Raw genomic sequence first — 14,666 nt, forward strand, 5'->3', positions numbered from 1 at the left:
CATATATATCTCCTTTCAATTTGGGTTTCATGTTTGCGAAGGGAAGAGGTAGGCTTTATTTCATATGTATATCCATCCTACTTCATCTGCGCTCATAAAACTGGAAGAATATTTAAGTAAAAGCCCCAATTTAACGCCCAAAATGGGCTATAGTCTCTATAATGACTTTTTAATTTCATGTAAAATGTAATGATTACCAAAATGGACAGCGATGGAGGAGAACATGGAGGATTTTAAAGATCGTTTACATACGATCCGCCAAGAACAGAACAAGCTGCTCAAGGAGTATCAAACATTAATCGCGGACTATGAAGCCTCAGATATCATTCTGGAGAATGAGGTTCTGCGAAAAAAGTTCGAGGATTATCAGGCTCGCTGCATTCACTTGGAAGAGCGAGTACGAAATATTGAGCAGGAAAATGGAAAGCTGCGCACTGCGCTGACGGAGCAAATGTTGAGTGAAAAGGCGAATATGATCCGCATTTCGCGTGAAAAGCTGGAGACCTATTTTGCCTCCAGAACTAAAGAAGGGGAAAATCGGCTGACATCCTTTGAATATGGGGCTAAAAACCGGGTGGACCAGCTTATTCAGCAAACTACGCATGAGCTTAAAGAAGATCAGGACGAGATCGTCGCCAGACTGCGACTGTTTTCAGAGGAGATTCGTGACCGGATCATGGAGCAACGCGTGCGGTTTCAGGAGGCCGAGCGCAAATTGCTTCATCAGACGGCAAGCGAATTCCAGCAGCTCGGAGAAGAAGAGATCAGCGAAGAAACGCTGCAAAAGCGAATGAAGCAAAATCAGTTTGAAATGAAGCTAGGCTTGAACTGGATCAACAAGCTGGGGATTTTGCTCATTATATTGGGTGTGGGAGCCGCTTTTAAATACTCATACTCGAACTGGTTTACAGGAAATATGAAGGGTGTGGCCTTCTTTCTGCTAGGAGCGCTGATGCTAGGAGGCGGCGAATGGTTGTACCGCAAGCAGAAGCAGACCTTTGCGCTCGGTATTTTGGGCGGCGGTATTTCTGTACTGTACGGATCGATTTTTTACAGCTACTTTTTGTTAGAAATCATAGGAATGTATACAGGCATAGGCTTGTCCGTACTAGTTACGGTGACTGCTGTGCTACTGTCATTAAGGTATGAATCCCGAACGATATGCTCTTTCGGTTTAGTAGGGGGATATCTTCCGCTCTTTTCCTATATGGCAGCCAACGGGCTGGAAGGGAACGCCGTGTATATCGCCATGGGCTATTTGTTCCTGTTAAACCTGCTGATTCTGCTTGTATCCTTCCGCAAACGGTGGGTCGTCGTGCAATATATCAGCTTTTTGCTTAATACGCCCTTGATGATTGTGCTGGTGTGGTTATCGGAAAGCGCCGTAGCGAGCATGCTGTATGCAGTCATTACATTTGCGATGTACCTCGGAATGACACTGTGGGTGCCGTTCCGTTTAAAAACAAAACTGTCATGGCTGGATTTCTCCCTATTGGCTCTGAATACAGTCGTGAGCTGTTCCGTTCTGTATTCTCTATTCGGCGATGCAGGCCTGGATGATTATAAAGGCTTGCTGGCTCTGGTCTTTTGCTTGGTGTACGGGGGTCTGGGACAATGGGTCCGTCGATATATTCCAGAGGAGAAACAAACCAAAATATTATTTTATGCGACTTCATTGACCTTTGCCATCCTCATGATTCCGTTCCAGTTTGGAGTTAGATGGTTATCCATGGGCTGGTTGATCGAAGCGGTTCTTCTTACATTATATGGTCACCGTTACCGGTTGAAGGAATTGGAACGAGCTGGCTGGGGCATTTTATTACTGTGTCTGGGCGCATTCTTTTTCGTCGATTTCCCTATATATCTGTTGTCAGGATTTGAGACAGACTATTTTGGACTCAAATATACGCTCATTACACTGGGAATGTTGATCGTTACCGTCTTCTATGCGATTGAATTTAGCCGTCCGAATGCTTTCAAAAACAATCGGTTGTACGAAATGCATATCATGCAAGGATTTAAATATGTAGCTTTGGTGAACGTGTATTTCTACCTTTTGTATGAAGCAGGGCATTGGTATAACATCGTCTTATCTGACGAGTTTGCTCATTACACCTTGTACAAAGTATTGTTGTATACCTGCGTATCGCTGGTGTTGGCTTATTTCCTGCCTAAGGTGAGGTTGCTGTATGATCGGGTGATTAAATACTACAGCTTGGCGTTGTACGTCATAGGCTACGCGCTGGCACTGGTGGTCACCGTAACGGTTCCAACCTTGCATGAAAATTATGCGCAAAATACGGCTGCTGATTATGTGGCGTTGGTAGTACTCGCAGCCTTTAATGTGCTGGTATTCTTCAGCAGCAGGGATTTCCTGAACGCACTGATGACCCGACATTATAGAAGTAATGAGTTGTATCCGGTCATTATGGGTGTATATTTGCTGGGCATCCTAACCGCCTTTCTCGGAGTTCAGTTCCGTCTGGGAGATGCTGGTCTTGTGTTCAGTCTGGTGTATTTGCTACTAGCCATTTTGTATATTGTATATGGCTTCCTCAAGCGAGTGGTCTACATTCGCAGATTTGGATTGGGTTTGACCTTGCTGTCGACAGGTAAGCTGCTGTTGTATGATCTGCACCTGTTAACGACGGGGAGCACGATTGTAGCCTACTTCTCTTTTGGTGTTGTACTGTTGGCGATTTCGTATATTTATCAAAAAGTATCTAATCGCATGGGAGAGACCATAATAAAGAAGGATGTTGAAGAAAACATGTAGTTTTCTGTTGTATTTTGTAGATACGGAACATTATGAAAATAAATCCGGTAATAGTGAAAAATTATGCATGACCTTACATCCTACTTACGCTATAATGAGTAAAAATTATTTATGTACGCATGCTCATGTTTATGCGTAAGTAGAGAGAATGAGGGGGATATAATGAATTTGAGCAAGGGGCAGAATAGCCTGTCTGATAAAAATGAACGCTTCTCGTCTGCTGGATTTATATTGGCGGCGATCGGGAGTGCGGCAGGACTAGGTAACATATGGAAATTTCCGTATATTACAGGACAATATGGCGGAGCTGCATTTTTCTTATTGTTTATTGTCTGCCTGTTGCTTGTTGGTTTGCCTGTACTTTTAGCAGAGCTTGCGCTTGGTCGTGCAGGTCGAGGAAGTGCTGCTTCTGCAATGGTAAAAGTAGGCGGTCATCCGATTTGGGGCAAGATGAGCATCATGTTTGTTATCGTGCCGTTTGTTATCTTGTCGTTCTATGCCATTGTAGGAGGCTGGACACTGCATTATGCCGTAGAGGCATTTAGCGGAAATCTGTTTTCAAATAATGATTTTGCTGGACAGTTCGCTTCTTTTTCCTCCGGCTATGCGCCGTTGGTTTGGCTGTTAGTTGTTTTTGCATTTACAGCAGTCGTGGTTACTCTTGGGGTATCGAACGGGATTGAAAAGTTCAATAAAATTTTGATTCCTGCCAAGGTTATCCTGTTGCTCGTGTTGATGATTAACGCTCTTATGCTGCCAGGCTCTGGTGCAGGCGTATCCTTCTTTCTGAATCCCGACTTCTCTAAGCTAAGTATAGAGTCTGCATTGGTTGCTTTGGGACATGCCTTCTTCTCACTCTCACTGGGGATGGGAATTATGATCACGTACGGTGCGTACGTAGATCGCCGTCAATCGCTGGGTGGAGCCATGCTGGCAGTTGGTGGCGGAGATTTAATCTATGCGTTTATCGCAGGTATGATTATTTTCCCTACAACCTTCTCCTTCGGAATTAACCCAGCTCAAGGACCATCGCTGGTTTTCATTGCTTTACCGGCTGCTTTCTCGGCAATGCCTTTTGGTGCATTCTTCGGCGGTTTGTTCTTCGTACTGCTGGCGGTTGCTGCGTTAGGTTCTATGGTATCCTTGCTGGAAGTTCCAGTAGCCTATGTCATGGAGCGTATGCGTTGGAGCCGGGTTCGCTCCGTTATTGTCGTATCGGTTCTGTGCTTGATGCTGGGCGTCCCTTCTGCATTGTCCATGGGCCTGGTGCCGGAATTGAAAGTGGGGGATAAATCATTCTTTGATTTCGTAGACTTCACGGCGTCGAACATCTTCTTACCGTTAGGCGGTTTGTTGATTGTTATATTCACAGGTTATTACTGGAAGACTGCGGCTGAGCATGCGAACATCAAACCCTTCTGGTTCAATGTATGGTTATTCGGTCTTCGGTATGTTGCACCGATCCTGATGTTGTTGGTCTTCCTTCATACCTCAGGTATCATCAAATTTTAAGAGAATAGAATACTAATAAAAAGGCATTTTCTTCCTAAGGGAAGAGATGCCTTTTTTTGTATATCTATCAGTGGTTACCTAACTGTGGAAAGGAATGATATAATAAAAACATTGTCATTAATTTTAACTTCATTGAAATCATTACGATTATGAAGTTTTATATAATGAATGAAAAGGCTACAGGGCATCGCAGACGATGTGCAGGAGAGGGAAAGGGCAGAAGAGCATTGAAACAGACAGGGAGCTTGAATTTGCAAGAAGGACGGCGGCTGAAATGAAGTCTAATCGGTTGTCGTCACAACGTCGTTATATGCCAGGTTTGGATGGTTTAAGAGCGCTGGCGGTCATCGCAGTCATTGTGTATCATCTGAATCCAGATTGGTTGCCGGGTGGTTTGTTGGGTGTAGGTGTGTTTTTTACTTTGTCGGGGTATCTGATTACAGATATTTTGGTTAGTCAGTGGGATACATATCATAGTTTTAAAATGAAAGATTTCTGGTTGCGTCGTGCCAGAAGGTTGCTGCCTGCCATGTTGACGGTTGTGGCTGTCATTGTCCTGTGCTCGTTGCTTTTCGATCCGTCACGGCTAACGGCCTTGCGCGGAGATGTACCTGCTGCATTAGTGTATATGAGCAATTGGTGGTTTATTTTCCATCAGGTTTCGTATTTTGAAAGTTTCGGCCCACCTTCTCCGCTTGGGCATCTGTGGTCGCTGGCGGTGGAGGAGCAGTTTTATATCCTGTGGCCCTTACTGCTGGCGCTCGGGCTAAAATTCATGCCCAAGCGTATTGTGCTCGCAGGCTGGGTAACTTGTCTGGCGTTAATATCTGCGCTCCTGATGGCCGTGATTTACGTACCGGGAAGCGACCCGAGCCGGGTGTATTATGGCACGGATACGCGTGGATTTGCTTTACTGATTGGTGCAGCGCTGGCCTTGGTGTGGCCAAGCGGCAAGCTGAAAGAGCAAGCTTCTGCTAAGGCGCGTATGCTTCTGGACAGCATCGGTGCAATAAGCTTGCTGTTGCTTTGTCACTGGGCGTGGGCCTCGAATGAATATGACCCATCTCTGTACCGGGGCGGCCTGCTGGGCATAGCTTTAGTCACTGCTATTGTGGTCGCAGCGTTGGCACATCCGGTAAGCCACCTTGGCCGTCTGCTTGGAATCAAGCCGCTACGTTGGATTGGAGCCCGTTCCTACGGACTGTATCTGTGGCATGTTCCGGTTATCACGCTAACGACGCCTCAGGTAGATACCGATGGCGTGCATGTGCTGCGTATCATTTTACAATTGGTAGCTACCGTATTGCTGGCGTCTCTCTCGTTTAAATATATTGAGGAGCCGATCCGCCATGGAGGATTCCGCCACTGGATCACAGGAATCCGTTCTGCGGTTCGTAGACAGGCGCGGTGGAGATGGATGCCTACAACTACAGCGGCTGTGCTGTCTGTAGGTATTCTCGTGGGTACCGTCCACCTGTACGTGGCTTCTCCTGATGCAACTATTCAGGCGGCATCAAGTGATGAGAAGCCAGTCGCAAAGGCAAAGGCGATGCCGCCGCTTCACGGAACGGTATCCGTGGCTTCCAAGGAGCCCCAAGCCACCAAGCTCCAAGGGTCCGAGGGCAGCAAGGCGCAGACCCCAGTCCCGTCTCAAACCCAGACGCCTAAGAATACGGCGGTCCAGGCTGGTACTACGGACGATGTTACGAAACCGTCGGAACCTTCAGACAAACCCAAAGAAGCTACGCCTAAGACAGGTGATGGCTCGAGTGTTACCGCCATTGGAGACTCTGTCATGTTGGATGTACAGTCGTACATTCAGGAATCCTTCCCGGGAGCTGTTGTAGATGGGCGAATCGGCCGTCAGATGGCGGAGGCGCCTGCCGTACTGGAGCAGCTAAGACAGAACGGACAGTTGGGTAAGACGGTTATTATTGAGCTGGGTACGAACGGCGCTTTCACCAAGGATCAGTTAGCAAATTTGCTCGCCAGTCTGAAGGATACGAAGCGTATTATACTCGTGAATACCCGTGTGCCTCGGCCGTGGGAGAGTATTGTGAACAAGCATCTTGCCGAAGCAGCGTCCCAGGACCCGCGAATTACAATGATTGACTGGTATGCAGCCAGCTCTGGTAAAAATTCATATTTCGAGCATGACGGAGTACATTTAAAACCTAGTGGTGCTAAAGCTTATGCGTCCTTGTTGGCTCAGGCCCTAACGAAGCAAACGTAATAAACTGCAATGATACTCATAAATTATGCAAATGCAAGACAAGAAAGCCACCGGGAGTAGGTTGTCCTCTGGTTGAAGTGCATCCCTAAATTTTCATCGGCTAAACCTAAGGGTTTTTCCAATGTCTATTCTAAGGTGTGTACCTCAACCCTGATCCGGTGGTTTTTCTTATTTTAGTATGGAGGTACATAAGCTAATGGAAAAGGGCTATTCACATAGTAGGACAATGGAGCACCGCTTGAAGAGGAACAGAAAAAGACTCATTTGGATTGCTATTATATTATTTGTGGCAGGTTGTATTACTTTCATTGCAATGAAGGTCTCAGATAACAAAACACATGCGCCAACACAGGAGCTTGCTAAAAAAACAGATTCCGTATCCAAGGACTCATCAAAAGGTAAAGCGGTCTCTCCAAAAAGCGACCCCGAAGTAGAAGATGGTGCCTTTGTCGAAAAATATTTAAAGCAGCAAATGCTAGGGCAGATGCCCGATGGAGCCGATGGTAAAAAAGTGGCCTACTTATCCTTTGATGATGGTCCATCCGTGACGGTAACACCTAAAATATTAGACATTCTGAAAAAACAGAAGGTCAAGGCAACCTTTTTTATCGTAGGAAAAGAAGCCGATGAAAATGAACATACCAGAAACATTATCAAAAGAATTGTTAAAGAAGGTCATGCGATAGGAAACCACACGTACTCTCATAATTATAAGTATTTATATCCTAACAGGCGGGTAAGCACGGACCATGTTATGCAGGATATTGAGAGGAACAATAAGGTGTTAAAAAGTATTCTGGGGCCAGAATTCACCACAAGAATGATCCGGTTTCCGGGGGGCCACATGACATGGAATAGAAGAGATCCACAGGGGATGGCTGCTTTGGATAAAGTTTTACTTCAAAAGGATTACCATCAGGTAGATTGGAATGTATTAACGAAGGATGCAGAGGGAAAATCCAAGAAAGCACCCGCACTAATCAACCAATTTATGAGATCAGTGAAAGGTCGAGAAAAAGCCATCATACTCATGCATGACACCTATGGTAAAGAAGAAACTGCAAAAGCCTTGCCGCAAATCATAGAGTATTTAAAGAAGCAGGGATATGAGTTTAAGGTTATGAAGTAAGATATGTTTATATGTAAGAAAAGGACGGGGCTGATGGCCACCGTCCTTTTTGCTATTAAGGTATATCGTTCGCGTGTTTTAGATGCGTTCTGCTTCACCCATCGCCTGAATGAAAGCTCCGATACCTTTGGGATCGTTGGTTATAATCGGCTCGCTGATATAGTAAGCGAAGGTACCATCCCGACGATCTTTACCACCCAAACCGCTTACTTGCACCGTTTTGTTCAGATTCACGAGTCCTTCTTCAGTAATCGTGATAAATTCATCGATAATTCCCTTACGGATGATTTCTGCCTCTTGACGATATTGCTCCGGCAGATAGCCTTTACGAACGCCCTTGGCAATAGCATAAAGAATCATGCAGGAAGCAGAGGCCTCCAGATAGTTGCCTTTCACATGGCCCAGGTTGAGCACTTGATAAAAGACTCCACTTTCTTTATCACGCACTTTCAGCAGGGCTTCCAGTGTTTCCGTCAGCATATCGATCAGGACGGGACGGTCTGCATGATCCTCTGGAATATAGTCCAGCACGTCAACGAGTGCCATAACGAACCAACCCATCGAGCGTCCCCAAAAGTTCTTAGAGCAGCCTGTTTCCGGGTTGCACCAATGCTGCTCACCCTTCTCATCCCAAGCATGGTAGAGCAGGCCTGTTTCAGGATCACGTGTATGTTCGTAGCAGAGCTTGAATTGCAGGGTCACATCGTCAAACTCTGACGGATCTCCGAATTCACGGATAAATTCAGCGTAGAACGGGGCACCCATGTATAAGCCGTCGAGCCAAATTTGATACGGATAAATTTGCTTATGCCAGAATGCGCCCTCGCTTGTGCGCGGGTGTTTTTCCAGCTGACTGCGTAATTGGTAGGCTGCCTTTTTATATCGTTCATCTCCTGTGGCACGATACAGAGAGAAGAGTAGCTTGCCGTTATTCACGTGGTCAATATTGTACTCATCTACTTTATAGCGCTGAATTACGCCATTTTCGTCAACAAAATGATCCATATGTTTTTTTATAAATTCCATATACTTGGGGTCGCCTGTCAGTTCGCCAACCCATTCCAGACCTCTGTAAATGACGCCGTGGTCATATTCCCATTTTTCATAAAATTCCGGACTCCGTTGTAGAACGGAATCGCTCATACGTACAGCCCAAGAATCTGTTTTTGTAGGACTGGTGGTTGGTTGTGATGTTGGATTTGCCATGATACAGTCACCTCTTTAGTAAATGTTTAATCTGTAATTGTTATTGTTGTTACATAGACGGAGTGTGTGTCTTAGGGTCAACGGGTTTGTTCTTGAAGCCCACATTATTGTTGCCCCAGCACCGATCGTAATGGAAACCTGTCAGTTCCTCGAATACCTTTCGTGCTTCCGGTTTGGCTGATTTCATGGAGCCACCGTTTTTGAGGCGGTCAATTTCGGCGATTAGCTTCTTGTGGCTGTCAATATCCAGCTTCATCACGACAGAAGCAATCATACCGATGATCGCGAGAACGATGGTACCGACCACGAGCACATAAAAGATGGCGTGCTGAGCAGCGACTGGCTGACTATCAGCCCCGGATACAAAGCCAAAATGCTGTAACACCCAGCCGAGAATGAAGACGACAACGGCCCGCACCATTTTCCCGGCAAAAGTCATCATACCTGCATAAATACCTTCCCGGCGACGGCCGGTCAACGCTTCATCCACATCGGCAAGGAACGTGTATTGATTCCAAGGGATGTAGTAGACGCCCCCAGTACCAAGCCCCATGAACAGGGTGATGACATATAGCCATACCATCGTATTAGAGGCTCCCGTTATATAGAGCAGGCCATAACCTGCTACGCTAAAGCAAACGACAACGAGTGCGGCGATGAAAGGCATACGGAACCCTTTACGCACACAGAATTGGATGAAGAAATAGGTGGAAATCAATTGAATGACAGAGTTAAAGCTATTCAAATTGGATACCATCTCCGAGCTTTGGAACAAGGAGAAGACAATAAAGTACGTAAAAGCAGAAGTAAATAGCCACTCAGCTGAAAAGCCGCCCAGGTACATCCCGAGATGATGACGGAACGTCTTGACCCGGAAGGTAGAGGAAATGTCGACAAACAACTTTTTCATCGAATCTATAAAGGAAAGCGGAGCTTCACCTTCCAGTTCCTTTTGCAGTTCCTCACTTGGACGTTCCCAGGAGTTTTTGTACAAGAATGCCATCGCAATCAGCAGAATAGCTGCAAAAACGAGACCGGTATAAAAGAAAGGCAATGGAGAGTCTTTGCCATACTCGGCAATAAAGCGACCAGGGATAAAAGCAGCGGCAAAATTGGCAATTTTGCCAAACATGGCCTTCCATCCGGTTAATCTGGAGCGTGCGCCGAAGTCGCGGGTCATCTCTGACGCTAGTGCTTCATACGGCACCATGACAGAGGTATATACCAGTTCAAACAGCACGTACGTACTCAGGTAATACCAGAAGCCCAACCCATCTACCCAAAGCATCGGATACACGAGCATCAGCGGGATACCCATCATGATGAAAAAGCGTCGTCTGCCGAATTTACGGCCCAAGCGGGTCCGGTGAAAGTTATCGCTGATAAAGCCCATGACCGGATTGCTGACTGCATCTATGATGCTAGCAACAGAGAAAATGGCCGCGGCCTGAACGGGAGACAGTCCGCAAAAGGTTGTATAAAAGTACATTAACCATGCACCGCTAATCGCAAGTGCGCCACTTCCCAGCATGTTGCCGCTTCCATAGGCGAGTGTATGTTTCAGTGTGATTCTTCGTTCCATGATCTGTTCACCTCATATTTTGTCTGGTTATGAGGACAATCACCGGTCGCTATATTATGCAGAATTGTCTAAGTTGGTAGATGGGCCAGGGCGTCCTGATTAGGCGGGGCTTTTAACGTGCCCCTATATTTTTTCCGCTCGGAGTACCCGAGCCGATCAGATCGCTTCCTTTGGCCAGCTTAAGGAAATCACCGAGCTGGATGGAACCGTCTGCACTTCGAGTGATAGAAGGCGTGAGGCTAACAAAGTCGTCTGCACTGACTACCAGACCTTTGGCATTCGTCGATTTCTTGTTTTTCCACCAAACGCTAGAGTCGTCCTGATCTGTACCGCTTGTTTTATCACTTGCTGTTCCTTCAAAAGAAAGATTGTTAATGAACACGTGATCACCCTTGTCAAAAGCAAAATTACTTTGTCCATTGTCCCACGAGGTATTATTGGTCAACGTAATGCTGCCGGGGTTGCTATTGTAGGTGAAGCCGTGTTTTTTGTTCTGGAAAGCAATACTGTTTTTCACAATATGGTTGACTTTGATTTTGTCTCCACCCAGCTTAAATCCGTTGCCGTCGCTGTTCGCGGTAGACGTTCCATCTGCGGTCTGCCCGTTGTGGTGGGCCACACTGTTCAAAATGGTTACTTCGCCGATGGGACCCGTTTCGGTTTTGCTATACAAATCCCAGCCATCGTCTACGTTGTACGCAGCCAAGCAGTTATCAAACACATTGCCTGATCCCACAGTCAATTTGGCAGCGAAGCCATCGGCATCTTCACCATTATCGGGATCAGCGTTATCGTGAGAGTAAGAATTCAAAATCAAATTGTTCGAAGGCCACTCACTAGTGGAAGCGTTAGGGGAGTAACGTCCAAGCTGAAGTCCAGTATCCCGGTTGTGGTGGGTTTCCACGTTTTCGATTCGGTTATTGCTGCCGCCGATATAGATACCATTATCTCCGGCACCCTTTACTTCAAGGCCCTTTACCAGCCAAAAGTCTCCGTTAAGCTGAAGTCCACGATTGGCTGAACCAAAGGCTTGAGCAGAGAAATCAAGTACCGGCTTTTCACTACCGTAAGCGACCAACCCTTTGAGTGAGCCGTTATTGCCGCTATTTTCACGCTGAATTGTAATCGTTGAGGAGTAAGTGTAGTTACCACCGCGCAGGTAAATGGTTTTACCAGGAGCAATTTGTGTAAGTGCTGCTTCGAGCGTGGTAGGACTGGATATTGTACCCGGATTGGACACGTTACCATTTGGCGCCACATACAAGTCTCCTGCTGCTAACGTTGTGGAGACAGTGGTTGAGTCGGTTGTACTGACTGCCTCTTCTGTGAGTGCGGAAGAAGGGATGTCGTTGGATAGCGTATCTGCGTAAGCGGTTCCAATAAGGCAAGAAGAAGCAAAAACAAAAGAGACACCGAGTCTTAGAGCGTTAAAGCCGGTTTTTGGACGATCATTTCGTTTAAACATGTAATTTCCTCCTTATTTGAGCTCATATTTTAAAAGAAGATAGCATCTATAAAAGTGACTCATGCTGTCTTTCCACTAAAAACAGGACACCTCCTGGGGGGACAGATTGATCTACCATTAGTCCAAAACGCTCTAAGAAGTATATGCACAGTGTAATATATGTTAACGTTTGCATCAACAGTTTTTTACTGTTTTTTTGATATTGTGAAAAAAAGTTCACACTTTTGTTTCAACTAAAAATGCAATTTTGCCAGACTGGGAAAATTTGATTATACTTAAACATTATACATATAATAGGAATGAAAACTGTGAGAAAGGGTGGGTTTAGTGCATGGAGAGTGGAAATCATTTGACGGATTCAACTGTCGAACAATTGCAGGAAAAGCAGCCACGAGTGAAAAATGAGATGATCGATTGGCTTAAGGCCATTATTGTAGCCATTGTGCTCGTGTTCATTATACGTTGGCTATTATTTGCGCCATTTATTGTTGAGGGAGCGTCCATGGAACCGAATTTCAAGACAGATGAACGAGTAGTCGTGAACAAGGTGATTTACGATTTTCGTGATCCCAAGCCGAGTGAGGTTGTTGTATTCCATGTGAGAAAGGAACAAAGAGACTTTATAAAGCGTGTTATTGGGGTGGCTGGCGATACGATTCGGTATCAAGGCGACAATCTTTATGTGAACGGTAAGAAAGTAGAGGAGTCATACATTCAGGGAGCTATTCAGGATGCGCACGCCAAGGGAGAACTATATAACAATGTTGATTTTCCAAATAGAACCATAACCGATTCCAAGGTACCTGAGGGTTATATTTTTGTGATGGGTGACCACCGCAATAATAGTAGGGATAGTCGTGCTATTGGCTTTGTCTCTATTAAAGATATTGTTGGCCGTGCGGATGTGATTTTTTGGCCGGTGGATAGCGCACAATGGGTTAAGCATAAATAATATAAGAGCGCCTAAGAGAGGAGGGATTCCTCACTTAAGGCGCTTTTTAGTTTATAAACTTCGAATATTTGACTCAGCCTTTGACGGCTCCAGCGACGACGCCTTTGACAATGTATTTTTGCAGAAAAATAAATACGATGATCGAAGGCAGAACAGCCATTACCATCGCTGTCATGGCGTATTGCCAGTCTGACGTATACTGTCCGACAAAGGTATAGGCGGCCAGCGTCAGCGTTTTGGTGCTGGGTGAGCCGTTGACCATGAGTAACGGAAGCAGAAAATCGTTCCAAATCCACATCACATCGATAATAACAATGGTGGCGGTGACTGATTTCAGCAAGGGAAAAATCACGGAAAAGAAAAGCCGGAAGCCTGAGGCCCCATCGATTTTGGCGCTTTCGTCAATCTCAGCCGGAATACCTTTCACGAAGCCGTGATAGATAAACACGGCCAGCGGTGCACCGAAGCCCCAATACAGCAAGCCAAGTCCCCAAGTGCTGTCTGCCAGATTTAAGTCTTTTGCCAGTCGCAAGACAGTGAGCATGATGGACTGAAATGGGATCAGCATCGGCATAATGCACAGCATGTAAATCACGGAGCTCCATTTGCTTTTGGTTCTTGCCAGCTTGTAGGCCGCGATGGAAGATATCAGTACGATACCTGCCAGTCCGACGACGGTGATAATGGTGTTATTCAGAAATAGGCGCGGATAGTCAATGAATTTCCATACATATACGTAGTTATCCAGCGAAAGCTGCTTGGGCAGCGCAATAACGTCGGTCATGACCTCAGCGAAACTTTTGAACGAATTGTTAATGGCGAGAAACAGCGGGTACAAAAATAACAATGATAATACAATCATGCCCGCTTCTAGCAAAATACGTCCCGTACGGCTGCGTTGCATCAGGCTTCAACCTCCCTGCGTTTGAAAATAGACAATTGAATAATCGTAATGATCAGGACTGCAACGAATAAAATCAATGCTTTGGCTGTTCCGTAGCCATACAGATTGTTCTGGAACGTATCCCGGTAAATATCATACGCAATGCTGTATGTCGTACCTCCCGGCCCACCGCCGGTCAGAGATAAAATGACGTCAAACACTTTGATCGAGTTGGTCAGTGCCATGAAGACCGAGATCGTAATGGAAGGTGCGAGCATCGGTAGAATAATACTGAAAAATCTCCGAATTGGCCCCGCGCCATCAACAATGGCAGCTTCTTTTAGATCCTCTGGCACAGATTGCAAACCTGCAATATAAATGACCATGTAAAAGCCAATGGATTGCCAGATCGATACCGCCAAAATGGAAATAAACGCGAGCCCTTCCTCACCCAGCCAGCTTAGCTGGAAGATGCCCCAGCCTGTACTCTGTCCCAGTGACTCAAAGCCTTGCATGAAGATGAATTTCCATATAAAGCCGACAATCACGAGACTGAGGATATAAGGGATAAAGAAAGCCGCTCGCAGCCAAGCCGAGCTTTTCAGCTTCATGTCGAGAACGAGTGCCAGCAAAATGGCCAGCACATTCACCAATACAATGTACAGAATGGCATACTTGACGGTAAACCAGGCTGCATGTGCAAAATTGGCGTCCCCAAGCAGGATTTGCTTGAAGTTATCCAGACCTACAAATTTCGGATGTTTGGATATGCCGTTCCACTTGGTCAGGGAATAGCGTATCGTCATCAAAAACGGAATATAAAATGCAATCGTAATGCACAGGATTACGGGCAGTGTGAATAAACCGAATTCCAGTTTACTGCCCTTGTCGCCCCGAGTTCCCCTTTTTTTCAGCATAACGCACCTCT

Annotated in this window: 10 protein-coding genes; 5 read left to right on the forward strand and 5 right to left on the reverse strand. The window is 45.9% G+C overall.

Translation table 11 applies throughout. The annotated features are described in order from the left end of the window. Positions 1–223: 223 nt before the first annotated feature. The 4 genes from C1T21_RS03310 to C1T21_RS03325 all read left to right on the forward strand — a co-directional run bounded on the left by C1T21_RS03310 (position 224) and on the right by C1T21_RS03325 (position 7,650). The gene (locus C1T21_RS03310; RefSeq protein WP_103047199.1) at positions 224–2,776 is read left to right on the forward strand and encodes a DUF2339 domain-containing protein; all 2,553 of its coding nucleotides are present in this window, start codon (positions 224–226) and stop codon (positions 2,774–2,776) included. A gap of 162 nt (positions 2,777–2,938) precedes the next feature. Beyond that, positions 2,939–4,288 (forward strand): sodium-dependent transporter, encoded by a 1,350-nt coding sequence (locus C1T21_RS03315; RefSeq protein ID WP_013312591.1) that lies wholly within the window; start codon positions 2,939–2,941, stop codon positions 4,286–4,288. 274 nt (positions 4,289–4,562) lie between these two features. Next, on the forward strand, positions 4,563–6,521 hold the full coding sequence (locus C1T21_RS03320; protein WP_103047200.1) for an acyltransferase family protein: 1,959 nt from the start codon (positions 4,563–4,565) through the stop codon (positions 6,519–6,521). A 196-nt stretch (positions 6,522–6,717) separates the two neighbouring features. After that, entirely contained in the window at positions 6,718–7,650 is a 933-nt protein-coding gene (locus C1T21_RS03325; RefSeq protein WP_103047201.1) for a polysaccharide deacetylase family protein, read from the forward strand. Positions 7,651–7,728: 78 nt separating this feature from the next. Here the strand turns inward: C1T21_RS03325 and C1T21_RS03330 are convergent, their stop codons facing one another. From C1T21_RS03330 to C1T21_RS03340, 3 genes are all read right to left on the reverse strand, one after another. Continuing rightward, positions 7,729–8,856 carry a glycoside hydrolase family 88/105 protein gene (locus C1T21_RS03330; protein ID WP_103047202.1) on the reverse strand — a complete coding sequence of 376 codons (1,128 nt, stop codon included), beginning with the start codon at positions 8,854–8,856 and terminating at the stop codon, positions 7,729–7,731. A 49-nt stretch (positions 8,857–8,905) separates the two neighbouring features. Next, positions 8,906–10,438, reverse strand: coding sequence for an MFS transporter (locus C1T21_RS03335; RefSeq protein WP_025719365.1), 1,533 nt, complete (start codon positions 10,436–10,438; stop codon positions 8,906–8,908). 112 nt (positions 10,439–10,550) lie between these two features. After that, on the reverse strand, positions 10,551–11,903 hold the full coding sequence (locus tag C1T21_RS03340; RefSeq protein WP_103047203.1) for a right-handed parallel beta-helix repeat-containing protein: 1,353 nt from the start codon (positions 11,901–11,903) through the stop codon (positions 10,551–10,553). Positions 11,904–12,234: 331 nt separating this feature from the next. Here C1T21_RS03340 and lepB point away from each other — a divergent pair, with 331 nt between their 5' ends. Further along, complete coding sequence (gene lepB, locus C1T21_RS03345; protein WP_103047204.1) at positions 12,235–12,855, forward strand: signal peptidase I; 621 nt, start codon at positions 12,235–12,237, stop codon at positions 12,853–12,855. Between the two features lie 73 nt (positions 12,856–12,928). On the opposite strand, the gene C1T21_RS03350 is transcribed toward lepB, so the two are convergent. After that, positions 12,929–13,759 (reverse strand): carbohydrate ABC transporter permease, encoded by an 831-nt coding sequence (locus C1T21_RS03350; RefSeq protein WP_013312583.1) that lies wholly within the window; start codon positions 13,757–13,759, stop codon positions 12,929–12,931. Then, positions 13,759–14,655, reverse strand: a complete 897-nt coding sequence (locus C1T21_RS03355; protein ID WP_103047205.1) for a carbohydrate ABC transporter permease — start codon at positions 14,653–14,655, stop codon at positions 13,759–13,761. Before C1T21_RS03355 ends, C1T21_RS03350 begins: the two co-directional genes overlap by 1 nt. Positions 14,656–14,666: the final 11 nt, after the last annotated feature.

It is taken from the genome of Paenibacillus sp. F4, from assembly GCF_002894905.1.
Lineage (GTDB): Bacteria > Bacillota > Bacilli > Paenibacillales > Paenibacillaceae > Paenibacillus > Paenibacillus polymyxa_B.

Coding starts and splice junctions, on each gene's coding strand:
- C1T21_RS03325 (WP_103047201.1), top strand. CDS start 6,718: ATGGAAAAGGGCTATTCACATAGTAGGACAATGGAGCACCGCTTGAAG.
- lepB (WP_103047204.1), top strand. CDS start 12,235: ATGGAGAGTGGAAATCATTTGACGGATTCAACTGTCGAACAATTGCAG.
- C1T21_RS03330 (WP_103047202.1), bottom strand. CDS start 8,856: ATGGCAAATCCAACATCACAACCAACCACCAGTCCTACAAAAACAGAT.
- C1T21_RS03350 (WP_013312583.1), bottom strand. CDS start 13,759: ATGCAACGCAGCCGTACGGGACGTATTTTGCTAGAAGCGGGCATGATT.
- C1T21_RS03340 (WP_103047203.1), bottom strand. CDS start 11,903: ATGTTTAAACGAAATGATCGTCCAAAAACCGGCTTTAACGCTCTAAGA.
- C1T21_RS03355 (WP_103047205.1), bottom strand. CDS start 14,655: ATGCTGAAAAAAAGGGGAACTCGGGGCGACAAGGGCAGTAAACTGGAA.
- C1T21_RS03335 (WP_025719365.1), bottom strand. CDS start 10,438: ATGGAACGAAGAATCACACTGAAACATACACTCGCCTATGGAAGCGGC.
- C1T21_RS03320 (WP_103047200.1), top strand. CDS start 4,563: ATGAAGTCTAATCGGTTGTCGTCACAACGTCGTTATATGCCAGGTTTG.
- C1T21_RS03315 (WP_013312591.1), top strand. CDS start 2,939: ATGAATTTGAGCAAGGGGCAGAATAGCCTGTCTGATAAAAATGAACGC.
- C1T21_RS03310 (WP_103047199.1), top strand. CDS start 224: ATGGAGGATTTTAAAGATCGTTTACATACGATCCGCCAAGAACAGAAC.